Origin of the sequence: Pantoea sp. Ft-CA_14 (assembly GCF_024520875.1) — a bacterium.
In the GTDB taxonomy this organism is placed as follows: Bacteria; Pseudomonadota; Gammaproteobacteria; order Enterobacterales; family Enterobacteriaceae; genus Pantoea; species Pantoea agglomerans.
The window spans coordinates 33,895-60,360 of record NZ_JALNPM010000008.1 but is presented as its reverse complement, the minus strand read 5'-3'; the positions used below and the strand labels follow the sequence as shown (position 1 = coordinate 60,360).

The 26,466-nt window shown below is 60.0% G+C and carries 5 protein-coding genes; all 5 read left to right on the top strand.

The window, feature by feature from the left end:
- Positions 1–627: 627 nt before the first annotated feature.
- The 5 genes from NR195_RS13500 (at position 628) to NR195_RS13480 (ending at position 25,917) form a co-directional block, all read left to right on the top strand.
- On the top strand, positions 628–18,630 hold the full coding sequence (locus NR195_RS13500) for an Ig-like domain-containing protein (RefSeq protein WP_256844614.1): 18,003 nt from the start codon (positions 628–630) through the stop codon (positions 18,628–18,630).
- A 347-nt stretch (positions 18,631–18,977) separates the two neighbouring features.
- Complete coding sequence (locus NR195_RS13495) at positions 18,978–20,921, top strand: Ig-like domain-containing protein (protein ID WP_062758677.1); 1,944 nt, start codon at positions 18,978–18,980, stop codon at positions 20,919–20,921.
- A 304-nt stretch (positions 20,922–21,225) separates the two neighbouring features.
- Positions 21,226–22,581, top strand: a complete 1,356-nt coding sequence (locus NR195_RS13490) for a TolC family outer membrane protein (protein WP_010248373.1) — start codon at positions 21,226–21,228, stop codon at positions 22,579–22,581.
- Positions 22,582–22,597: 16 nt separating this feature from the next.
- Positions 22,598–24,751, top strand: coding sequence for a type I secretion system permease/ATPase (locus tag NR195_RS13485; protein WP_010248371.1), 2,154 nt, complete (start codon positions 22,598–22,600; stop codon positions 24,749–24,751).
- Positions 24,748–25,917, top strand: a complete 1,170-nt coding sequence (locus NR195_RS13480; protein ID WP_010248368.1) for an HlyD family efflux transporter periplasmic adaptor subunit — start codon at positions 24,748–24,750, stop codon at positions 25,915–25,917. Before NR195_RS13485 ends, NR195_RS13480 begins: the two co-directional genes overlap by 4 nt.
- The last annotated feature ends 549 nt before the right edge of the window (positions 25,918–26,466 follow it).

Sequence of the window (26,466 nt, the reverse complement as noted above, 5' to 3'; positions counted from 1 at the left end):
CGGGAGTTTACCGACTTTTGTCGCGCTGCGAATTTTTTCCAGAACTTTCCTGGCATGACCACCGCCCCGCAGAATGACTTAACTCAAATTTCACTGTCGTTTTTCAACGACTTGCTGCTGAAAAATCGGATCAGGGCCACTGATAAATGATGGCTGAATCGCTTAATGAACAAATTTTTTTACAGCCCTGATGTTCCGGTAGTGGTGGTTTTTTAACCTTTCCGCATCATTTCCGGAAACAGTCAGCAATAAATTGACATGTAAAAACAAAGGCAAAGCGGATTTTATGAAACCCTTTTTTCAAGTGAGGCTTATGTAATTAAGATTAAACCATAATGAAATCTGTACATTGAAATTGTTTTTTAACACGGCTACGCTAAAACTTAATCTGTCAGAAACGTTACATTTTGCGTGAGTCTGTACAAGTAAAACTAACAATAATAGCGTCACTCGCCACTGTGATTAGGGACGTGTGACCAGCTTTGGCTTTGCCGTTTCGACATACACCAGGTTAAGACATCTTCTGATCTTCAGAAGGTGAAACTATGTGTGAACACTGTAAGCATAAAATAATTTTATGTTTATGGATTCAGTATATTAGCTAATCTGGTGGAGTAGAGGTTACAAATGGCAGAACTCACGCAAGGCCGTGTAGACATTATCTCGCGCGAAAACGGCACACTCATCTCGCAGTCCGTCAGCGGTTCGTCACAATCCATTAACCTCACCGAGCCCAGCGTCGTGCGCATCAGCGGCACCCGCGACATGGTGACGCAGTATGAGCGCCAGGGTAACGATCTGGTGCTGCATATGCGCGACGGCAAGACTGTCCGCTATCAGAAATTCTTCCTCGACGACGCCGATGGCCAGCACAGCGAACTGGTGTTCGATGATGGCGTCAACCCACCGGAACACGCGCTCTTTCCGCAGACCGCAGAAGGGGCTGAACTCGCTTCCACGTCGGTCACGCCAACCTATGAATCACTCGACAGCGTAGAGCCGCTGCTGCTGGCAGATAACGCCAACACCTCGATGGGTGTGATAACGGCGGGCGGTCTGGGTGTGCTCGGCTTAGCCGGTCTGGCCGTTGGCGTCGGCGGTGGTGGTGGCGGCGGTGGGGGTAACGGTGGCGGCAATGACGGTGGCACCGATCCCGGAACACCGGTCACGCCGGGGACGCCTGCCATCACGCTCAATGCATTCGCTGGCGATGATGTTCTGGATAACGCGGAAAAAAGCAGCGATCAGGTACTGAGCGGCACCACCAGTAATGTCGAAGCGGGTCAGATTGTCACTGTCACGCTTGGCGGCCAGACCTACAACGCCGCCGTCGGTGCTGACGGCAGCTGGAGCGTTACTATCCCTGCTGCCGCGCTGGCGGGACTCGCCGCAGGCACCACCACCATCGACGTCAGCGTCACTAACGCGGCGGGCACGACGACCACCGGCAGCCTGCCCATTACCGTCGCGGCCGCCGATCCCGGCACACCGGCTGCGCCGTCCATTAGCCTGAACCCGTTTGCGGGCGATAACCTGCTGGATAACAGCGAAAAAACCACGCCACAAACGTTGTCCGGCAGCACCAGCAATGTCGAAGCGGGCCAGCAGGTCAGTGTGACATTGGGCGGACAGAGCTATAACGCCACTGTGGGGGCGGATGGCAGCTGGAGCGTCTCAATACCGGCTGCCGCACTCTCGGCGCTGGCTGCAGGCAGCAGCACCATTTCGGTCAGTGTGACCAGCGCCGCGGGCACGGCGGCTGCCGCCAGCCTGGGTATCCAGGTGCAGGCACCTGACACCACCCCTGGTGTGCCAGCCCTGACGATCGCCCCGTTTACCGGCGACGACGTGCTGAGCAACGCAGAAAAAACCAGCGATCAGATTCTTAGCGGCAGCACCACCAACGTCGAAGCCGGGCAGATCGTCACGGTTACACTGGGCGGCCAGAGCTACAGCGGCAGCGTGGCAGGCGACGGTAGCTGGAGCATTATCGTGCCTGCTGATGCGCTGACCGCACTGGCATCCGGCACCACCACGGTGACTGCCACCGTTGCTAACCAGGCAGGAACCGCCGCCAGCGGTAGCCTGACCGTAAACGTAGAACCACCACTGACTCAGCCGGGTACGCCCGTTATCACCATCGATCAGTTTGCCGGTGATGACATTCTCAGCAATGCCGAGAAAAGCAGCGATCAGGTTCTTAGCGGCACCACCACCAATGTGGAAGCGGGCCAGATTGTCACCATCACGCTGGGCGATCAGACCTACAGCGCAGTAGTGGATGCGCAGGGCAACTGGAGCGTCACGCTCTCGCCTGCGGCACTGAATGCGCTGGCAGCCGGTTCGGTGGCGATTTCCGCGGTCGTCACCAGCCAGGCTGGCATTGAAGCCAGTGAAAACCGCGCGATCAGCATTGATACGCCGGTCGTTCCGGGCCCGCCATCCGTCACGCTGGATGATTTTGCCGGGGACAACGTGCTGAGTAATGGGGAGAAAGCCACCGATCAGACACTCACCGGCAGCACCAGCAATGTTGAACCCGGTCAGCTGGTAACAGTCACCCTGGGCGGCCAGACTTACAACGGCAGCGTTGATGCGCAGGGCAACTGGAGCGTTACTTTGCCATCGGCGGCCCTGAGCGCCCTGGCGGCAGGTGAAACGACGCTGACGGTTTCAGTCAGCAATGTGGCCGGTGATACCGTGACCGGCACGCTGCCCATCACCGTGGAAGCCCCTGTCACATTGCCGGGCGAACCCACAGTCACCATTGGTCAGTTTGCCGGGGATGACATCCTCAGCAACGATGAAAAAGGGACGGCCCAGACGCTCTCCGGCTCCACCACCAACATCGAAGCGGGCCAGACGGTGACAGTTACCTTCGGTGGCCAGACTTACCTCGGCACCGTCGATGGCAGTGGTAACTGGAGTGTAATTGTTCCGGCAGCCGCGCTGGGTAATCTGCCTGCGGGAGCTAATGCCATCAGCGTCACCGTCAGCAATGCCGATGGCGTGAGCACTACCGAAATCCGCGATATCGCAGTTGAGACGCCAGTAACGGAACCGGGCGTGCCGTCTCTGACCCTGAATGATTTCGCCGGCGACAACCTTCTGAGCAACGACGAAAAAGCGGTCGATCAGCTTGTCAGCGGTAGCACCAGTAATATCGAAACCGGGCAGATCGTGACGGTTACCCTGGGCGGTCAGACCTACAGTGCCAGCGTGCAGGGTGATGGCAGCTGGAGCGTCGCCGTGCCGTCAGCCGCGCTTAATGCGCTGGCAGCAGGCACCACCACACTGACCGTCTCGGTCAGTAATGCAGCGGGCGACACAGTCACTTCAACGCAGCCAGTCACTGTCGAAGCCCCGGTAACGCAGCCGGGTGAAGCCACCGTAACCATCGACGCCTTTGCCGGGGATGACATCCTCAGCAACAGCGAGAAAGCCAGCGATCAGCTGCTGAGCGGCACCACCACTAATATCGGTGAAGGCCAGCAGGTCACTGTCACCCTGAACGGAGAGACTTTTACCGCCACGGTCGGCGCGGATGGCAGCTGGAGCGTGTCGATTCCTGCCAGTTCACTGGCTGCGCTGACAGCCGGTAGCGCAGCCCTGAATGTGACGGTGACAGATCAGCTTGGTACTCAGATCACTGAAACCCGCGACTTCCTGGTGGAGTCCTCGGGCACCGGGCCAGGCACCCCGACGCTAACCCTCAATGCCTTTGCTGACGACAATATCCTGAGCAACGATGAGAAGCTGGAAGCGCAGGCGGTCTCCGGGACCACCACCAACGTCGAGGCGGGCCAGATTGTCACGGTGACGCTGGGCGGCCAGAGCTACAGCGGAACGGTTGGCGCCGACGGCAGCTGGAACATTGCCATTCCGGCCGATGCACTCGGTGCGCTGGCAGCAGGTTCTGCCTCGCTGGTGGTCACGGTCAGCAACGCGGCAGGTACTACCGTCAGCGACACCTTGCCGATCACGGTTGAGCCGCCGGTTACCGAGCCGGGCCAGCCCACTATCACGCTCGATCAGTTCGCCGTGGATGACGTGCTGAGCAACGATGAGAAAACCAGCGATCAGCTGCTGAGCGGCAGCTCAACCAATGTCGAGGCGGGTCAGGTCGTGACCGTTACGCTGGGCGACCAGACTTACAGCGCCACGGTCGGCGCGGATGGCAGCTGGAGCCTGAGCGTCCCGGCCAGCGCGCTGGCGGCACTGACGGCGGGCAACGCAACTATCGCGGCTACAGTCACCAATCAGGCGGGCGTAACAGTCAGCGAAGATCGGGTGATTGCGGTGGAAGCGCCAGCGGAACCGGGTACGCCGACGGTGACGATCGCCCTGTTTGCCGGTGACGATCTGCTGGATAACAGCGAAAAAGCGCTGGACCAGACGCTGTCCGGCAGCACCAGCAACGTGGAGGCGGGCCAGACGGTCACCATTACCCTGGGCGGCCAAAATTACACTGCGCTGGTCAACGCGGATGGCAGCTGGAGCACGCAGATCCCCTCTGCGGCGCTCAGCGCACTGGCGGCGGGCAGCAGCACCATCGCGGTCAGCGTCACAACGGCGGCAGGCGCCTCAGCCACCGACACCCGCGATATTAACGTCGCCCCGGCGGCAGGCGAACCTGGCGTGGTTTCCATTAGTGAACCGGTCAGCCTTGATGGTTTCCTGAACCAGCAGGAGCTGAGCAGCGATCTGATCATCAGCGGCTCTGCAGTGGGCGTTAACCCGGGCCAGGCGGTGCAGGTTAACTTTAACGGCAGCAATTACAGCGCGGTAGTGAACAGCAATGGCTTCTGGAGCGTCACTGTTCCGGCAGGCGATCTCACCACTATCACCGACGGCGTAAAACTGATTTCGGTCACCACTACCGACACCACCGGCGCACTGCTGACCGACTCCGCTCAGCTGAATGTAGTCGCAGCCACGCTGCCGCAAATCACGCTGGAGGAGAGCGCAATCACCGATGGCCTTCTCAACCGGGTGGAAGCGGGCAGCGATCTGCTGATCGGCGGCAGCACCGGCAAAGCCGTGCCGGGCCAGCAGGTTGAACTGGAACTTAACGGTAAAACCTACAGCACCACGGTCAATGCAGACGGCAGCTGGAGCCTGGCGCTGCCGGCCGCCGATCTCGCCTTACTGCCGCAGGGCGCCAACAGCCTGATCATTACCGCGATTGATGAAGCAGGCAACCGCGTGGACGAGACGCTCAACTTCAGCGTCGACACGCTGCCACCGAATCTGATTGTGGCAGAGGTCGCAGGCGGCGATGGCATTCTCAACAGCAGCGAAGTGGCTGCCGGTCTGCCGGTCAGCGGTTCAGGTGCGTTGCCGGGCGAAGTGGTTTCTGTCTCGCTGAATAACGAGAGTTACAGCGCCACCGTAGATGGGCAGGGTAACTGGACGGTGGATGTGCCGCCAGCGGCGCTGCAGGCCCTGTCAGATGGCAGCAGCTATACGCTGGTGGTTACGCTGACAGATGCCAGCGGTAACACCACCACGCAGACGCAGCCCCTGGCGGTCAGCACACAGCCTCCGGTTGCGACCGTTACCGCTCCGGGCGGTGATGGCGTCCTGACCAACAACGAACTCACTGCGCCGCTGCAAATCAGCGGAACCGGCACCCCGGGCGACAGCGTGACGGTGGAATTAAACGGTAAGTCCTACACCGCCATTGTTGACGAAAACAGTAACTGGAGTGCATCCGTCCCGGTGGCCGATCTCGGCACGCTGACCAATGAGACCTATCCGGTGATCGTCACCGTGACCGATCCGGCCGGTAACATCAGCACTCAGAATACGGAACTGCGGGTGGCTACCGCGGTGCCCGCTCTGACGCTCAACGATCTCAGCGATGATGGCGTGATCAACGTCAGCGACGCGCAGCAGCCGCTAATCGTCAGCGGAACCGGCGACGAAGGCGACATCATCCGCGTCACGCTGAATAACGTAGCCTACAGCGCCGTGGTGGCGCAGGGTGGCAGCTGGAGTGTCACCGTTCCGGCATCCGACCTGGCAAATGTGCCCAACGGTACCCAACCGGTATCGGTAGTGGCGACAGACGCCGATGGTAATACCACGCCAGCCAGCAGTTCACTGATTTTCGCCACCACACCGCCGTTGCTGGAAGTCTCCACGCCGGGCAGTGATGGTTATATCAATATCGCTGAACACACTCAGGATCTCACACTCGACGGACGCGGGGGGGCCCAGGGCGACACCGTCACGGTGAGTTTCAATGGCGAGACCTACACCGCCACCGTGGATACCGATGGCGCGTGGAGTGTTACGGTGCCCGCCGCGATTATCAGCCAGCTGGGTGACGCAACCTATCCGGTGGATGTGGTACTCAGCGATGCATATGGTAACAGCAGCACCGTACCGGCCAGCGTCACTGTGCTGGCGGCAACGTCGCCGGCGCTGACCATTAATCCCGTGACCGGCGATAATCAGGTCGACAGCGCTGAACAGCTCACCGACATTCTGGTCACCGGTAACGTCACCGGCGTACCGGCAGGTCAGCCGGTATTGCTGACCATCAATGGCCAGTCTTACGATGGCGTAGTACAGGCGAACGGTAGCTGGAGTGTGTCGCTGCCAGCCGGATCGCTGGGCGGTGCAGGCGATAAAACCTTCACCGTGGCGATTACCGATGTGGCCGGTAATCCGGCGCTGCCTGCTGAAGGGCAGTTCAGCGTGGTTACCTCACCCGAACCGTCGCTGTCGATTGCCCCAATCAGTGACGACAATGCGCTGAATGCCCTGGAGGCGCAGAGCGATCTTATCCTCAGCGGCGGTTCAGCGAACCTGCCGGCTAACAGCCCGATCAGCGTAACGCTGGTGACTGGCGGCACCGTCTACACCACCACAACCGATGAAACCGGCGCGTGGACCCTGACCGTGCCGGCTGCCGATCTGGCGACGCTGCCGCAGGGCACGACCACCGTTACCGTCTCTTCGGGTGATGTGCAGAACAGCCTGCCGCTGCTGGTGGCGACCGCGCCGCTGGCAGACCCGCAAATCAACACGCCATTCACTGACGGCATACTCAATACCGATGAAGCCAGCGCGGCGCAGACGCTGACCGGCACAGTGCTGCCAGGCCAGGCCGTCAGCGTGACCCTGGGCGGTGCCAGCTATTTGGCCACTGTAGACGCGAATGGTGAATGGAGCGTGACGATACCCGCAGACAGACTGCAGGCACTTGCGCAGGGCAGCAATCCGATTACCGTGACGGTGAGTGATGAAGCGGGTAACAGCACCAGCATCAGCGAGCCGCTGATTGTTGATACCGGCGTACCGGCGCTGACCGTTAACCCGATTGCCACCGATGGCACGATTAATGAGGCTGAAACCGCCACCGATCTGACCCTCAGCGGCACCGTTACGCCAGGTAGTAGCGTCAGCCTTGCGCTGAATGGCCAGACCTATGACGCAGTGGTTGCCGCCGATGGCAGCTGGACCGCCACCGTGCCTGCTGCGAATCTGCAACAGTTGCCAGATGGCCGTTACGATCTCAACGTGACCGTCACCACCGTCAGCGGCAACGTCGCCACTACGCCAGTGTCGGTTACCGTGGATACCACGGCACCAGACTTCAGTATCGCTGCGCCCGCGGGTGATGGCGTGCTGAATATCGCTGAGCAGGCGGCAGGGTTCAGTTTCAGCGGCGCAGGCAGTGAAGGCGACCGCGTCAGTGTGACGCTGAATGGCGTGACCTACACCGGCACCGTTGATGGTGACGGAAACTGGGCGCTGGCTGTTCCGCCAGCGGCGCTTGCCGGTCTGACCAATGGCAGCAGCTATCCGGTGGTGGTCACCGTCACCGACGCGGCCGGTAACAGCAGCAGCCAGAACAGTGCCCTGACGGTTGCGACTACGCCGCCTCCGCTGGTCGTCGCGCCGGTCAGCGGTGATAACGCGCTGAACGTCGGGGAACTGGCAGAGCCGCTGGTGGTGAGTGGCAGTGGTCAGAATGGCGACGTGGTCACGGTCCAGCTCAATGACCAGCTCTACAGCACCACCGTTGGCGTTAACGGCCAGTGGACGCTGCAGATCGCCCCTGAAGCGCTGGCGGCGCTGCCTCCTGGCAGTAATCTGGTGACGGTGACGGAAACCAGTGCTAACGGGAATCAGAGCAGCCAGGTGGTTGATCTGAATGTGGCAACCGCGCCGGACGTGCAGCCTGTACTGACCATCGACAGCAGCACCTTCGCCGGTGACGGCATCGTTACGGCAGCGGAGCAGCTGCAGCCGATAACGGTGCGCGGCAGCAGCACGAATGTCGAACCTGGCCAGCAGGTGATCATCTCCCTGAATGGCATCGAATACAGCGGTGTGGTCGAGGCCAGCGGCAACTGGAGCATTATTCTGCCTGCGGGCGCCCTGGCTGAACTGGGAGAAGGCACTCAGACGCTGAACGTCAGCGTCATCAACGCCGTGGGTAACACCGCCAGCAGCACGCTTGACTTCAGTGTGGACAACACCCTGCCGTCGATCGCGCTGGCACCCGTCAGTGACGACAACTACCTCAATGCGCAGGAATTGGGTGGCGCCGTCGTGGTCAGCGGCAGCACCAGCGGTCTGCCTGATGGCAGCATTGTCACCGTGCTGGCCAACGGCACCACCGTCAGCACCACCGTGACGGCAGATGGAAGCTGGAGCCTGACCTTACCGGCAGGCACCTTTACCGGAACGGCAGATGGCCCGCAGACCATCACCGCCACCGCCAGCGACGCTAACGGACAGCCGCTGGCGACCAGCGACGCTACCCTGACGGTGATCGCCAGCGCATTGCCGGTGGCGACCCCGGGCGTGGCCTTTGATGATGGCATTCTGAACGGTGAGGAAGCCGCCGCCGGTGGCACGATCACCGGTAACACGGGCGTGACCGGCGACGGCCAGACCGTCGTCGTGACGCTGGGCGGCAACAACTACAGCGGCACGGTCGATGCCGCAGGCAACTGGCAGGTCGCCGTTCCGGCCGATGTCTTGTCTGCGCTGCCACAGGGCAATAGTGGCTACACCGTGGTCGTCAGTGATGTGGCGGGCAACAACAGCCAGGCGGATGGCAACCTCGTGGTGGATACGCTGCCTCCGGTGCTGAACTTCATTACGCCATCCGATGGCATCATTAACGCCGCTGAAAGTCAGCAGCCGCTGACGCTGACCGGCAGCAGTGAAGCTAACGCCCTGATTGTGGCCAGTTTTAACGGCACCACCCTGAGCACCACCGCTGACGTCAACGGCGTCTGGTCGCTGGATCTGCCCGCCACGGTTTACACCGGGCTGGGCAACGGCAGCTATCCGCTGACCGTGACCGCCAGCGATGCGGCAGGAAATGCCACCACCACCAGCCGCGACCTGGCGCTGAAAGTGGAGCCAGGCACACTGCCGACCCTGACGCTGGATGCCTTTGCCGGTAACAACGTGGTCGATGGCGCGGAGCGCCTCACCGATCAACGTCTCTCCGGCACCACCACCAACGTCGAAGCGGGTCAGCTGGTTACCGTCACCGTTGACGGCACAGTCTACAGCGCCGCCGTGCAGGCGAGCGGGGCATGGAGCATGATCGTGCCAGCCGGTGCGCTGGCCGCGATTAATGATGGCAGCGCCAGTTTTACCGTGGCGGTCAGCGATGTGGCGGGCAACACCACCACCAGCAATCTCACCTTTGACGTCAACAGCAATGCCTCTGGCCTGGCGATGGATGCCATCAGCGAAGACAACTACCTGAATGCGCAGGAGCTGGGTCAGGCCCTGATCGTCACCGGTACGTCGGTGAACGTGACAGAGGGCAGCACGGTCACGTTGCTGTTTAACAACATCAGCTACACCGCGCAGGTCTCGGCCAGCGGCCGCTGGACAGTGATCGTTCCGGCTGAGGCACTGACGGCGCTCGCCGATGGACCTTACACCCTGACGGTCACCGCAACGGACAGCGGCGGGGCGATCCTGAGCAGCGAGGCAGCGCTCAGCGTGCTGGCGACGCTGCCAGCACCGCAGATCGTCTCGGCCTTTGGCGATGGCCTGCTCAACAGCAGCGAGATCGCCACAGCACAAACCCTGAGCGGCACCACCGGCATAACCGGTGACGGCCAGACGGTGAGCGTGCTGCTGAATGGCGCAACCTACAACGGCACCGTCGACGGCAATGGCAACTGGCAGATCAGCGTGCCGGCTTCCGCGCTGGCCGGCCTGCCGGAAGATCTCCTGAACTATACCGTCACAGTCCAGGATGCAGCGGGTAACACCGGCAGCAGCCAGGGCAGCGTGACGGTGGATCTGACGCCACCGACCCTGACACTGAATACGGTTGCGGGCGATAACAGTATCAATATTGCCGAAAGCACCGCGCCGATTGTTCTCAGCGGCAACAGCAATGCCGAAGCGGGACAGCAGGTCACCATTACCCTGAACAACCAGACCTGGACCACCACGGTTGACCAGAACGGCGAGTGGAATCTGACGCTGCCTGCGGGTTCGCTGGCCGGCATTCCGGCCGGGGCGTACATTCTGACCGTGACGGTCAGCGATGCGGCGGGTAACCCGGTAACCGAAACCCGTGAAATCACCGTGGCGACGGCGTCGCTGGCCGTCAGCATAGACACCCCGTTTGGTGATGGTTATCTGAACCTGGCGGAACAGGGGGTCGGTCAGACGCTGACCGGCAGCACCGGTGTAGCGGGCAACGGTCAGAGCGTCAGCGTGACGCTGGGCGGGAATGATTATTCCGCTACGGTGGATGCGCAGGGTAACTGGACGCTGACCTTAACAGCAGATCAGGTGCAGACGCTGGGCGAGGGGGTTACTACGCTGGTGGTCAATGCCAGCGATGCCGCCGGTAACAGTGGTTCGCTGACCAGCGCCGTTACGGTCGATCTCACGCCGCCAGTGCTGACCGTCAATGCCATCGGCGGCGACAACATCATCAATTCGGTAGAGGTGCTGGAAGCGGTCGCCATCAGCGGCAGTGCGTCGGTAGCGGATGCCGGACAGACGGTCACCGTCAGCTTCCAGAACGTCGATTACACCACTCAGGTGCTCTCTGACGGCACCTGGGAGGTGACACTGCCAGCCAGCGTCGTGCAGGGGCTGGCTGACGGCAGCTACACCGTTGCTGTCTCGATGACCGATGCGGCGGGGAACCCGGCCACGGCCACCCAGACCCTGACGCGTGATGCTGACACTCTGAACCTGCCAACCCTGACCATCGGGACCATCAGTGACGATAATTTCCTTAACCAGGCGGAGTCGCTACAGGATCTGAACATCGGCGGCACCAGTAACAACCTGGTGGAAGGCCAGCTGGTGACGGTGACGCTGAATAACATTCAGTACAGCGGCACGGTGGCAGCCGATGGCAGCTGGACGGTGACCGTTCCGGCCGCCGATCTGGGTAATCTGCCGGATGGCGATCAGCTGCTGGTCGTGGTCTCAGCGGATACGTCTGGCAATCCGGCCAGCGCCAGCACCAGCCTGGTCGTGCTGGCCAGCGCGCAGGTTCAGCCGACGCTGACCATGAACGTGGTAGCCGGCGATGATGTGATTAACGCCACCGAGGCTACAGCGGATGTCGCGGTCAGCGGCAGCAGCACCCTGCTGGCAGCGGGTACGCTGGTGACGGTGTCGTTTAACGGCACTGACTACAGCACCACGCTCGACGCTGACGGCAACTGGACGGTGAATGTGCCGTCTGCTGCCTTTACCAGCGTGGCTCCGGGCAGCACGCAAATCTTTACCGTGACCGCCACTGATGTCGCAGGCAATCCGGCGACCGCCACTCAGGAGGTTAGTTTCATTACCACACCGCCTGCGCTGACGAATATCACGGTCGATGCGGGAGATACCCTTAACCTGGCGGAGTCGCTGCAGGATCTCACCATCAGCGGCAGCACCACGGGCGCATTGCCGGTGACGGTGACGCTGAATAACGTCAGCTATACCACCACGGCCGATGCCGACGGTAACTGGTCACTTACTATTCCGACCGCTGACCTGCAGCAGCTGGCGGACGGCCCCAATGCGATTACCGTTTCGGTCACCGACGCGGCGGGCAATATCACCACGGATAGCACCACGACACTGGACGTAGCGTTTAATACCCTGCCAGCGCTGACGCTGAATACGCCGTTTGGCGATGCGCTGATCAGTGCGGCAGATGCGGAAGGGGCGTTAACGCTGAGTGGTGACAGTACCAATCTGCCGGAAGGCAGCGTGGTGAACATCTCTGTAGGCGGGCAGAACTTCAGCACCACCACGGATGCCAGCGGTAACTGGACGCTGAACCTGGCACCGGGCGCGCTGACGGGCCTGGCCGATGGATTGACACAGGTGGTGGTCAGCGCCGCGGATGGTGCCGGTAATCCGGCGCAGGTTACCGCAGGCGTTGAGATCCTGCAGAGTGATCCTGTTTCAGCCGCCTTCGACACGACACTGTTCGGCGATAACATCATTAATATCAGCGAAGCCGGTTCCGTTCAGCTGGTCACCGGCACCTCCACCGTCGTGCCGGGCCAGACCCTGAGCGTCACGGTAGGCGATGACAATATCCCGCTGTCGGTGACGGTCGATGCCAATGGCAACTGGACTGCCAGCCTGCCCCCAGAGTTCATTGCCAGCCTGGGAACCGGTGAACATACCCTGACCCTCACCACCACGGATCGGGCCGGTAACAGCATTGAAACGACCAAAACGTTCGTCGCTGCGATTACGCCGATTGCTGACCCAACGCTGGATACGCCATTTATTGATGGCCGTATCAATGCTGAAGAGGCCGCCTCAGGCGGATCCCTGACTGGTGCGGTGAATATTAATAACGCCGCGTCGGTCACGGTGACCGTTAATGGCACGGTCTATTCCGCTACGCTCAGTGCGGATGGTTCGCGCTGGTCGCTGGATCTGCCACCTTCTGTATTGCAGTCATTGCCGGATGGCAACTGGCCGGTGAGCGTGACGGTTACCGATGCGAACGGCAACGTCGGCAGCACCAGCGGCACGATACTTGTAGCCGTTAACGCGCTGCCGGATGTCACCCTGAACCTGCCGTTTGGCGACGGTGCGCTGAACGCAGCAGAGGCGGCCGGTGAACAGATCCTCAGTGGCACAACCGGCATTACCGGTGCCGGACAGACGGTAACGGTGCTCATCTCCGGCTTTAACAACGGTCAGCCGCTGGCAGCCACGGTGCAGACCGATGGCAGCTGGTCTCTGGCCCTGTCGCCAGCGCAGTTAGCCACCTTCACCAGCGGCACCCACACCATTACCGTGACGGCGACCGATATCGCGGGTAACAGCGACGCGACGGCGCAGAACGTGGTGACAGAGGTGGCGCTGCCTGTGCCGACCTTCAACCCAGGCGCATTTGGCGGCGACAACCTGCTGAACATCAGTGAAGCCGCGGCAGGGGTGACCCTGACCGGCACCACCGGCAGTGTCGGGGCGAACCAGGCGGTCAGCATTACCGTGGATGTCAACGGCAGCCTCTATTCTGGCACGGTGGCAAGCAACGGTAACTGGACTGTTAACATTCCTGCCAACGCCCTGAGTTCACTGGGTGACGGTGCGCAATCACTGACGGTTAACGTCGTGGATGCGGCGGGCAACAGCGCATCGGCGCAGCTGCCGTTCACCGCAGATCTCAGCGCGCCGCAGCCTGCGGTCAATCCGGAATTCCTTGGCAGTTATGTGAATGGCGGCGATGTGGCCGCGGGAGTAACGCTGAGCGGAACCACCGGTGAGGCGGGCGCGAATCAGACTGTGCAGCTTACGCTTGGCGGCACAACCTATTCCGCGACAGTGGATGCCAATGGGAACTGGACGGTGCCACTGACAACGGCGGAGCTTTCACTTCTGCCGGATGCCACCTATCCGGTTACCGTGACGGCAACCGATGCGGCGGGCAACAGCACCACCATTAACAGCTCGCTGGTGCTCGACACCACACCGCCGGTGCTTAATGTTGCCGCCTTTACCGGTGACAATGCGCTGAACTACACCGAGAGCATTCAGCCGCAGAGTCTCAGCGGCACCGCAGCGGGAGCCGAGCCGGGATCAGTGGTTTCGATCTCACTGAATGACACGCTGCTTGGCACCGCGATAGTGACAGCCAACGGCAACTGGAGTGTAACGCTGACGCCAGAACAGATGGCCACCTTTGGTCCATCGACGACCCTGGCGCTGGCAGTGACCGATCTGGCAGGCAATACCGCCAACGGCACGGTTGCGCTGACGGTAGATCTTACCCCACCGCCAGGGCCGCTGGTCACGCTGGGCACGGTGTCGGGCGACAACATCATCAGCACTCAGGACGTGGCGGGTGGTGTGGTAGTGAGTGGCACCTCCGCTAACCTCGGTGCGGGTGGGGTAGTGACGGTGTCGATTGGTGATCAGGAGTACGCGACTACGCTGGATGCGTCGGGCAACTGGTCAACGGCGGCATTGCCGGTCAGCGCCTTTGGCAATGCGGACGGCAGTGTTGCCATCACGGTGAATGCTACCGACGGCACTAATCCTGTAACCACCAGCGGTAACGTGCTGATCGACCTTACGCCACCGGCACTGACTCTCAATCCATTTACCGGTGACAACCAGGTCAATGGCAATGAAAGTGCCACCAGCCAGGCCATCAGTGGCACCGCCGATCTCAGCGAAGTGGGTCGCACGGTGGTGGTGACCTTCAATAATCAGACCTACAACGCCGTGGTGCAGAGCAACGGCACCTGGTCCGCAACGGTTCCTGCCAGCGCGATGCAGGCTCTTCCCGATGGCAGCTCGCCGGTGATCACCGCGCAGCTGGCGGATGCGGCCGGTAACGTGACGACGACCACCCAGACGGTGACGGTGGATACCGCTGCACCGCTGGTCCAGGTCGACGCGTTCCTCGGCGACAACGTGATCAACGCCGCTGACCTGGTGCTAAGCCAGGTGCTGACCGGCAGCGCGCAGGGAGCAGAAGGCCAGACCATCGGTCTCTATCTGGGCGATGCCGCGCCGATCGCCACCGCGACGGTGGGTGCTGACGGACGCTGGAGCATCGATCTCGCGCCGGATGTCCTGTCGAGTCTCACTGACGGTGCGCTGGTGTTTGGCGTGAGGGTCAATGACGGTGCGGGCAACCAGACCGACGCCACGCTGACGGTCAACAAAGTGGTCAACAGTGCGCTGACGCTGGTGGTCGACTCGGTGTTCGGCGACGGCACGCTCAGCGCGCTGGATACCACGGTGGCGCAGACTATCTCCGGGGTTGCGACTTCGGCGGGTGTGGGCGCCACGGTATCGGTAGTGCTGGGCGGCACAACGCTCTCTGCGTCAGTGGGCCAGGATGGTAAATGGGCCATCGTGGTGCCGCCTTCGGTGCTGGGCCTGTTAAGCGATGGCAATCTTGCGCTTGACGTCACCCTGACCGATGCCGCGGGCAACACCCGTACCGTCGGTGAAACCGTCACGGCGATTGTCGATGCGGTGCCGGTGGTTGGCGCGCTCACCGGGCTGTTTGGCGGTGATAACCTGCTGAACATTGCGGAAGCCGCTGCCGGACAGCTGGTCAGTGGCGTGATAGAAAATGCGGCTGTGGGTTCCCAGGTAACGGTCACCTTTGGCAGCAAGAGTTACAGCACGACGGTGCAGGCGGGTGGAGTGTGGAGCGTTAACCTGCCGGGCAGCGATCTGACCTCTCTGCTGGATGGCAATCTGACGCTGGGTGTCAGCGTCAGAGACGTGGCGGGCAATGTCGCCTCCAGCAGCGCATCCATCGGCATCTTTACTCAGACACCATCAATCTCGCTGACCTCACTGTTTGGTGATGGGGTGCTAAACCTGGCTGATATCGCCACCGGACAGGTGATCAGCGGGGTGGTGAACAACGTCGCGCAGGGCAGTGTGGTGACGCTCTCGGTTGGAAATAGCCAGGTGACCGCCACCGTGGGTGCGGGCGGGGCGTTCAGCGCCACGGTGACGCCAGATATTCTGGGCACGCTGGCGCAGGGCAACCTGACGGTGGGCGCATCGGTAACGGATGCGGCGGGTAATACCGCCAGCACCAGCGCCGGTATCCGGGTCGATACGCTGCTGCCGACCATCACCGTGAATCCGCTGTTTGGCGACGGTCTGCTGAACGTGGCGGATTCGCTGGTCACCCAGGTGATCGGTGGGGTGATTGGCGGCGCGGAAGCGGGATCGCGCGTGGTGGTGTCGGTAGGTTCACAGCAGTTGGTGACGGCGACCGATGCCAATGGCAACTTTAACGTCTCGCTGACGCCAGCGCTGTTGCAGGGGATTGCAGATGGCAATCTGACCGTGGGCATCAGCGTCACCGACAGCGCGGGTAACACCAACAGCACCACGGCCGGGGCACTGGTCGGTATTCACAACCTGCCGAAAGTCACCCTCAGTCCGCTGTTTGGCGACGGCGTGCTGAACCTGGCGGAGTCGCTGGTGACTCAGACCATCAGCGGCACGGTCTCCGGGCTGGCTGCGGGTAGTAGCGTCAGGCTGGCAATTGGCAGCACCATCGTCAACGCGCAGGTCAACGCGGATGGCAGTTTCTCAACCGCCGTCTCGCCAGCGATTCTGTCAACGCTGCTGAACGGGAACTTCACCGTCAGCGCGGCCGTCACCGATCCGGTCGGAAACGTCAGCAGCACCAGCGCGGGCGTGTCACTGGGACTGTTCCAGCCGACCCTGTCGGTGAATACGGTGTTTGGCGATGGTGTGCTGAGCGCCGCGGATCTGGCCTCTAACCAGACCCTGAGCGGGACGTCCAGCCTCTCTGCCGGTTCAACCGTCAGCGCCACGCTGAATGGCCTGACCTACACCACCAAAGTGGTCAGCGGCGGCAACTGGAGTATTACCGTCCCGAAAGCGGATCTGGTTGCTATCACTGACGGCAGTAAAACCGTCACGGTCACCGGCACCGATGCCTACGGTAACGTGGCAAACAGCAGCGGAACGCTGAGTGTCATCAGTCAGTCGACGCCGGTGGTCGCCATTACCTCGCTGTTTGGTGACAGTGCGCTGAGCGCGGTGGATGTGAAAACGGCGCAGACCATCAGCGGCACCGCCAGCAACGCCGAGGGATCGGTCGTGCGTGTCACGCTGGGTGGCCAGACTTACAGCACGACGGTGAGCAGCAACGGCAACTGGAGTCTCTCTGTTCCGGCGGCTAACCTTGCTGCCATTACTGACGGTCTGCAGACCGTCACCGCCAGCGTGACCAACGGTGCGGGCAGCATTGGCAACACCTCGGCGTCGCTGGGTGTGGTCAGTCACACTACGCCAACGGTCAGCGTCAACAGCTTCTTTGGCGGCGATGGCTACCTCAATATTGCGGAAGCCAACAGTACTGAAACCATCAGAGGAACCAGCACCAACGCGGCGGGCGGCACGGTGACGGTGAACGTGGCGGGCAATATCCTCACCACTACTATTGGTGCGAATGGCGCCTGGAGCATCAGCGTGCCGTCAGCGACGCTGAAAGGGATCGCCGATGGCAGCCATCCTCTCACCGTCACGGTGGCGGATATTGGCGGCAACACCGCAACCAGCACCAGCAGCTTTACCGCGCTGTCGCACAATCAGCCGCTGGTCGGGGTCGATCCGGTGCTGAGCATCGTCGGTTCCTTACTGGCGGGTCTGGTGGTACAGGGTGGATCGCTGAATGCCGCGCAGGGCTCGAAAGTGAGCGTTACGCTGCTGCTCTCCAACGGCAACAACGGCCCGACGTTGAACACCACGACCGATGCGCTGGGGCGTTACGCGGTTAACTTCTCACCTTCACTGCTGTCGGTGGGTGGCCTGCTGCTGTCGCTGGGAACGCTGGCGAAAGTCACGATTACCGACGCGGCCGGTAACAGCTACTCGACCACCAATACCCTGTTACTGGGTGCCGTGCTACCGGTGACGCTGGCGGCAAACGAATCGGTTGCGCTGTTCTCGGTGGCGGATGACAGCGCTACTGTCGCCAGCGCGGAGACGCAGCATAACAGCAGCACCAGCAGCGACGAGAGCAGCGCCCATGTGGCGGTGGCTTCCACGCTGATCACCGAAGCGGATACCGTGACACCCGTCGGCAGCAGTGAAAACGCGGCGGCAAATGACGCCGCGGTGGCAGCGGCACCGGCAGAGGAGGTGGGTTACACCATCGGCGGCGTTGTGATTACGCTGGCCGATGGCAGCACCATTGAGGGGCCGACAGTGACCGGCAGCAGCGGGGCGGATATCGTGACGGTCAGTGACCTTAACTTTACCCATATTGATGGCGGCACAGGCACCGATACCCTGGTGCTGAATGGTGAGCATCTCAGTCTGGATCTCACCGCGCTGGGCCTGAAGGTCGAACACATTGAGGTGCTCGATTTGGGTAAAACCGGAACCAACTCCGTGAAGCTCGATCTCAATGAAGCACTCAATATCACGGATAAGCAGAGTGACGATTTGCTGATCAAAGGCGCAGATGGCAGCCAGGTGACACTGGCTAACAGCAACGGCGGAATCTGGGAAGTGACGGGCGAGCGTACCGTTGAGGGCAGAGTCTTTGAAATCTACCACAACTCGGCGCTGACCAGTGATAACACCCTGGGCGATGTGCTGGTGCAGCAGAACCTGCAGGTTCATGTTGTGTAGTGACTGAAAGGTCTGTTCAGAAGATGAATAGAGCGGGTGCGAAAGCACCCGCTTTTTTTGTTTTAGTCACGTGATAATTGCATTTTCCAGATTATCGCCACTATTCATTAGCAGAATGAAAGATTAGGGTAGGCGCAACAAACGGCGTCACGCCGTAAAATCAGCATTCTGACTCTATTTGGCGCTTTTATTAGCGTCCTGTTTATCAATCCTTGTTACCTGCGGGTAACCGGTTCCGACCAGCGGAAACGGGCAGCTTCAGCTGTCCCACTACCATGTCGTCAGACTAAACGATCGGTTTATCCGATGGTTTTTGTCTGCGTTTCTGTTCTGAACTGAGGTTACCTATGTCATCACGCGATACGCTTCGTACTACCCGGCTTGAATCCATTTTTCAGACGGCGGTGAGCGATTTTGCCGTCGCCGATAGCGCTGTGCCCGCCATTGCGCCAGCCGCCACGCAAAGTCTGAGCCTTCCTTTCGCCACGCCGGGCCAGAGCCTGCCGATCACTACGCTCTCCACCGAGTCACTGCATAGCAGCCCGCTCAACGACAGCACACTGGCTGTCAGCGCGGTGAAAAGTTCGCCGCCAGCTATGCTGCGACCCTATGAACCGATCGCCAGTGATGGCGTGATCGCTGGCTGGGAAGCGCAAAAGCCGGTGCATCTGCGCGGTCGTGCTGAAGGTGAAGCGGGCTCCACCGTCACGCTGACCTTCAACGATCAAAGCTGGCACAGCACCGTCAATAAGTGGGGCTACTGGAACGCCTCCATGCCGGCTGATGCGCTGAAAGGCGTAGCGGATGGCAATCACACGCTGACGCTGACCATTACCGATAAAGCAGGGCAAAGCACGGCAACTACCGTTGATTTTGGTCTCTATACCGACCGCACGATCAAACCTACCCTGACCGTGGACACGGTCAGTGGTGACAACGCGGTGAGTATTGCTGAGAGCATTTATGGCGTCGAGATTAGCGGCAGCGCAACGCACTTGCCGGTGGGGTCGGTGCTGAAACTGACGCTGGGTACGCAAACCACCACCGCCAGCATGGGAAATGACGGTAAGTGGTATGGCTCATTTCATGAAAGCGATATGCAGGCGCTGAAAGACGGGGTCTACAGCCTGAAAGTCACGGCGACCGATCCCAATGGAAAAACCGCCACCGAATATCACGATCTGACGCTGATCACCCATCTGAGTAGCCTGCCAAAAATTAGCTTCGATAAGATCACTGCGGACGATGTGATAAACCTGGCAGAAAGCCAGCAGGACCTGCTACTGAGCGGCACGCTCTCCACCGTCATGCCGGGCCATCGCCTGGTGATCACGGGTGCCAACCAGAAAGATTATGCCGCCACCATAGGCGATGATGGACACTGGCAGGTGGTGATCCCGGCAGCGGATGTGCACGCCTTTATCAACGTTGGGGAAATCCGCGCCTGGTCGATCGACGGGGCCAAAAACTACATCGACGTCACGCATGAGCTGAATATCCACACCGGTTTTATTCCGATCTACACCGAAATGGATATCGGCGGTGACATGACGCTCAACTATCAGGAGGCGCAGCACGATCTGAGCTTCTACGTTGAAGGCGCCAACACCCTGGAGATCAACGGTAAAACCTACCAGCCCGATGCCAAAGGTATGGTAACACTGACCTCCAGCGAGCTGCTGGCACTGCCGGATGGCCCGGTCGCCGCCACCTTTCACCGCTGGGATGAATATGGCAACAGCGACACCCAGACCAGCGATAAACTCTTTACCGTAGCCGTGCACCAGCGGCCAACGCTGACCCTGGACACGGCTTTTGGTGATAACAAAATTGATGCTGCCGATGTCAACAGCTGGCATCTGATTCAGGGCAGCTCCAGTCATCTGCAACCGGGCAGCCTGGTGGAATTAACGCTGGGCGATCAGCACTACAGCGCCAGTGTAAAAGCCGATGGCGGCTGGGCGCTGACTATTCTGGCCGGGCAGCTGGCACCGCTGGACGATGGTGAGTACCAGATGACAGTCAGCGGCAAAGACAGCGCCGGTAATCTGGCCAGTGCCAGCCAGACGGTGCAGGTGGCATCACATACTGAAAGTGCCAACCCGCTGGAGGGTCAGACGGTGGACCAGTTGCTGGAGACGGTCAGCCTGACCCAGCAGGCGGAGACGGCGCACGTGGCGCAGGCATCTTCTGCCGCCGCCGCACCGCAGGAAAGTCATCTGTTCTCTGATATTCCTTATACGCTCGCCGACCACCTGCTGCAGCATCCTGCGGCACACCCCCTGGTCTGACGCTGACACATTAGTAAACGCACTGCCTTCCGGACAGGTCTGTTAAGCCTGTCTGGATTGGCGCGAGCTCGCTCAGTGGTTGCTTTTCGTTCGTTCAGCAGAAATATTAACGATTTCATCTGTTTTTAGCAGGAATAAGCGCGGGATCTGATCTAATAATGTTAAAGGTCGTTTAGCGTCTCGCTTGCGAACCATAAATAAAATAACGCAGTAAATCTGTCAGACGCTGAGTAGCACCCCTTTTTGCTCGCTTTGTTCACCAGGAAAAACACCATGATGATAAGAACCCCTGTTGGTATGGATAATGAACAAAGCGCGATTAACTTTTTTGTTGTGCGCCCTGAGTGGCGTTGCAGTGCACGCGGCCTTTGCCGCACCGTTACCTAAAGCCGAATTTAACTGGCGCGCCGCGCCCACCGAAGAGCAGATTGCCAGCTTAACGCTGCGCGACGCCATTCTTCGGGCCTTCGCCCGCAATCCGAAAATCTCGGAAGCGGCGGCACAGATCCACATCGGTGAGGGGGATCTTGATGCCGCCCGCAGCGCCTGGTATCCGCAGATCTCACTGCAGGGCGCGGCGGGACGCTCTCATCAGACTGACTCCGCCGGGAGCCTGAACAATAACGGCTCCGGCGGTATCACACTCAGCCAGCTGCTCTACGACTTTGGCCGCACCGGCAGCGCCATCGATGAGCAGCACGCGCTGTCGGATGCTTATCGTTACAGCCTGTTCGACTCGATGACCACCGTGGCGGAAGATACGCTGCAGGCCTACCTCGAAGTCAAACGTTACCAGGCGCTGGCAGAAACGGCGCATACCAATATTGCCTCGCTGAAGCGCGTGCGGGATATCGCGAAACTGCGCGCCGATGCCGGCCTCAATTCCCAGTCCGACGTGCTGCAGGCAGAAACCCGCATCGCCGCGATGCAGGCCACGCTGGAGCAATATCGCGCCCAGCATCGTTCCGCCACCGCGCAACTGACCGTGCTGACCGGCGTGGTCCCCGCTACGCTGCCTGAACTGCCACAGGCGCTGCTTAAGCAGCAGATCACCCTCGACAAAATCGCCTATGAAAGCAGCGCGGCGGTGCGCAGTGCGCAGTCGAAGCAGGAAGCCGCTCGTGAACGGGTGCGCCAGGCAGAGTCCGGTCACTGGCCGACGATTAAAGTGCAGGCGGGCCGGACCCGCTATGAAAACGATCGTCAATCTTACTGGGATGATGAAGTGCAGCTGCAGGTGGAAGCGCCGCTTTATCAGGGCGGCCTGGTGAATGCGAAAACCCAGTCAGCGGAGGGCGATCGTGAAGCGGCGCAGGCCGCTATTCAGCAGGCCAAGCTCGCCATCAATCAAAACGCCTCTACCGCCTATGCCGACATGATTGGCGCGCAGCAGCGGCAGGCTGCCGGGGAAGTGCAGCTGGCCAGCGCCGACCATACCCGTAATGTCTACGCCGATGAATATCGCCTGAGTAAGCGCAGCCTGAACGATCTGCTTAGCGTGGAACAGGATGTGTTTCAGGCTGACAGCTCACGTATCACCGCGCTTTACGATGGCTGGGACGCCACCGTGCGTTATGCCGCCGCGGTAGACAATCTGCTCGATATCATGGGTATCGATCGCCAGCAAAGCAGCGGCGATCTCCTTCCTTCGCTGCAATAGCGATAAGGCATTAATAATGAGTACATCAACCCTGAATACCGATAACTGGATTGCCGCCATGCTGCGCGTAGCCGCGCGATTCGGTAAACCTGCCGATGGCAAAACCCTGCGTCAGCAGATGCGCTGGTTTGAACATCTGCCGGTGTCACAGCAGCTGGAACGACTCTCCGGCCTGCTGGGACTGCATCTGACCATGGTGCCGCAGAACAAACTGCGCTGGCGTCAGGAGATCACCCCGGTGGTGCTGGTGCTGGAGAATGCCAGCGTGGCGGTGCTGGAGAGCATCGATTCAGACAACAGCGCGCGCTACTGGCTCAGTGAGGGCGGCGATGTGGTGCGTGAAAGCGCGTTATCAGAACTGCTGGCACGCGCCCAGGGCGATGTCGGCGTGATTGGCGTAGCGGCGCGTGGCCGTGATGCGCGCATCGACGAATTCGTTCAGCCTTATGAGCCACACTGGTTCTGGAAAAATTTTCGCGGTATGGGCCGCCGTATCACGGAAATTTCGCTGGCCTCGGTGATCAGTAATGTGCTGGCACTGGCCGGTATTCTCTTTTCGATGCAGGTCTACGATCGGGTGATTCCGGCCCAGTCGCAGTCCACGCTGTGGGTACTGTTTGTCGGCGTGCTGATCGCTGCGGCCATTGAGTATCTGATCCGGCTGATGCGGACCCAGGTGTCAGACTTAATGGGCAAACGCATCGACCTGAAAGTCTCGGCCATGCTGTTTGCCCGGGCGATGAGCATACGTAATGAGGCGCGTCCGAAGTCGACCGGTTCGTTTATCTCGCAGCTGCGTGAGATCGACCAGGTGCGTGAGCTGCTCACCTCGACCACGGTAGGCGCAGCGGCCGATCTGCCGTTTGTTATCCTGTTCCTGTTTATTATGTCGTTTGTTGGCGGCTGGCTGGTGCTGATTCCGCTGGCAGCGATCCCGCTGATCGTCATTCCCGGTCTGCTGGTGCAGATCCCGATGGCGCGGCTGGCCAAAGAGGGGCTGCGCGAGGGCGCGCTGCGCAATGCGGTGCTGGTAGAGACCATTGAAGGGATTGAGGATATCAAGGCGCTGCAGGCGGAACCCTATTTTCAGCGTCAGTGGGAGCAGACGCACGAAGTCAGCGCCTCAATCAGTAACCAGCAGCGGTTGTGGGGCGCGCGTCTCACCGGCTGGGCCTCGACTGTGCAGCAGCTCACCTATGCGGGCATGCTGGTATTTGGTGTCTATCTGGTGCTCGATTCGCAAATCACTACCGGTACGCTGGTTGCCTGCAGCCTGCTCTCATCACGCACCATCGCCCCGCTGATGCAGCTGACCATGGTCTTCTCGCGCTGGCAGCACGCCAAAATGGCGATGAAAGGGCTGGACGAGTTGCTGAAAAAGCCGCTTGATCAGCCTGAAGCGACGACGCTGGCACACTGCCCGACGCTCACCGGCCAGTACGATCTGCGCAATGTGCACTACAGCTATGACGAAGAGAATGAAAAGAATGTGCTCAACGTTCAGCAGCTGCAGATTAAGCCCGGCGAGAAGATTGCCATACTGGGCAAAGTCGGAGCAGGGAAATCGACGCTGCTGAAGATCCTCGCCGGTCAGGCGCTGGCTACGCAGGGCAAAGTGATTGTCGATGGCGTCGATATTGAGCGTATCGATCCCACCGATTTACGTCGTCAGCTCGGCTGGCTGTCGCACGACTCCCGCCTCTTTTTTGGCACGCTGCGGCAGAATCTGATGCTGGGCAATCCCCATGCCAGCGAACAGGAGATGCTGCAGGCGCTGCGCATCAGTGGCGCGCTGTCGCTGGTCCAGCAGGATGCCGCCAGCCTGGACCGCATTATCAATGAAGGCGGGCGCGGACTTTCGGGCGGCCAGCGTCAGATGGTGATGCTGAGCCGGTTGATCCTGCGTCAGCCGCAGGTGGTGTTGCTGGATGAACCCACCGCGGCGATGGATGAACAGCTGGAGGAGCATGTGATCCGTCAGCTACAGGGCTGGATCAGCGGCCGGACGCTGGTGCTGGTGACGCACCGTCCGGCGCTGCTGAAGATGGTCGATCGTATAGTGGTGATGGATAACGGCCGGATTGTGGCCGACGGCCCGCGCGACGAGATCCTGCGCCGTGCGACGACACCCGCGTCGGCACCGTCGCCAGGTAAAGGAGACACCGCATGAGTCTGGTTATTGTTGATAAAGATCTTGCCCGTCATGAGCGCCGGACATCGGCGATTATCTGGCTCTGCACCGCCGCGCTGGCGATTTTTCTCATCTGGGCGCACTTTGCCATTCTGGATGAGGTCACGGTCGGCACCGGTAAAGTCACCCCTTCCAGCCGCGCGCAGGTGATCGACAGCCTGGATGGCGGCATCGTCAAACAGCTTAACGTGCATGAGGGCGACATTGTCGAAAAAGGGCAGGTGCTGGCGACCCTCGATCCGACACGCTTCCAGTCGAACTTCGGCGAGGCGCAGGCCAAAGTGCGCACCCTGCGCGCCTCGTCCGAGCGGCTGGAGGCGGAGCTGTCGGGCACGCCGCTGACATTCAGCGCCGAAACGCTGAAGGAGCCGAACCTGGTGACGCGCGAACGGCAGCTCTACGAGTCGCGACGCCGTAATCTCACCGAAACCATCAGTAATCTGCAGCAGTCGCTGCGACTGGTGCAGGATGAACTGCGCCTGACGGAACCGCTGGTTGCCAAAGGCGCAGCAGGGCAGGTCGAGGTGATTCGACTGCGTCGTCAGGTCAGCGATCTGCGCGGCAAAATCGATGAGGCGCGCAATGACTATCTGGTGCGCGCCCACGAAGAGCAGGTGAAAAACAATGCCGAACTGGATGCGCAATTGCAGGTTGCTGCAGGCAAAGAGGATCAGCTGACGCGTGCCACGCTCTATTCACCGGTGCGCGGCATTGTTAAAGATATTCAGGTCACCACGGTCGGTGGGGTACTGGAGCCTGGCGGCAAACTGATGGAAATCGTCCCGCTGGAGGATCAACTGCTGATTGAGACGCGCATCAATCCACGCGATATCGCTTATATCCGGCCCGGTCTGGCGGCTACCGTCAAAGTGACCGCCTATGACTCCTCCATCTATGGCGATCTGCACGGCGAAGTTGAAACGGTCTCGCCAGATACCCTGCAGGATGAGGTAAAACGTGATCAATATTACTATCGTGTTTATGTTCGTACCCAGAAAGCCGAGCTGACTAACCGTGCCGGACGTAAATTCCCGATCGTGCCCGGTATGGTGGCCAATGTAGAGATTAAAACCGGTCAGAAATCGGTTATGGATTATCTGATTAAGCCCCTGAATAAAGTCAAAGAATCGATGCGCGAGCGCTGAAAATCCGCACCAGCTAAAATATCCGCCTGCTTAATTACGGTGATAAATTAACATGGCGGATATTTGGGCAGTCAGGGCGCAAAGTGTGCGTATTTTAACAATATGTGCGGAAACAGGCCGTAGTTAATTTAACCCGGTTAAGAAAGTTTACGAAGATATAACGGAACGGCAAACAGCAGGCAAAAAAATGCCGGACAACTTGTCCGGCGGGAAATAATAAGTTGTACATCTCATTCGGGGAGAATGAAGGTAATAATGGAATAAATGATGATAGCGGGGTCTATTCTATTACCAGATTCCGTATAAGTTTTATCATTCAGTGCTTCGGAATACTCTGATGTAACCCGTTGATAACATAGCTCTCTGAATCGGTTTATCGATTTGTGCGCCATTTTTTATCGATCCGTGCTGGTTATTAGTTCCCCGTTATTTACATTATGAAATAACTGTTTCGACGTATGAAACACTTTTGGAAATTTAGTAGCATTTTCCTGGTGGATTATTGCCCGTTATAAAACAACAATGGCCTGCCGGCTGAATTTTTAATCA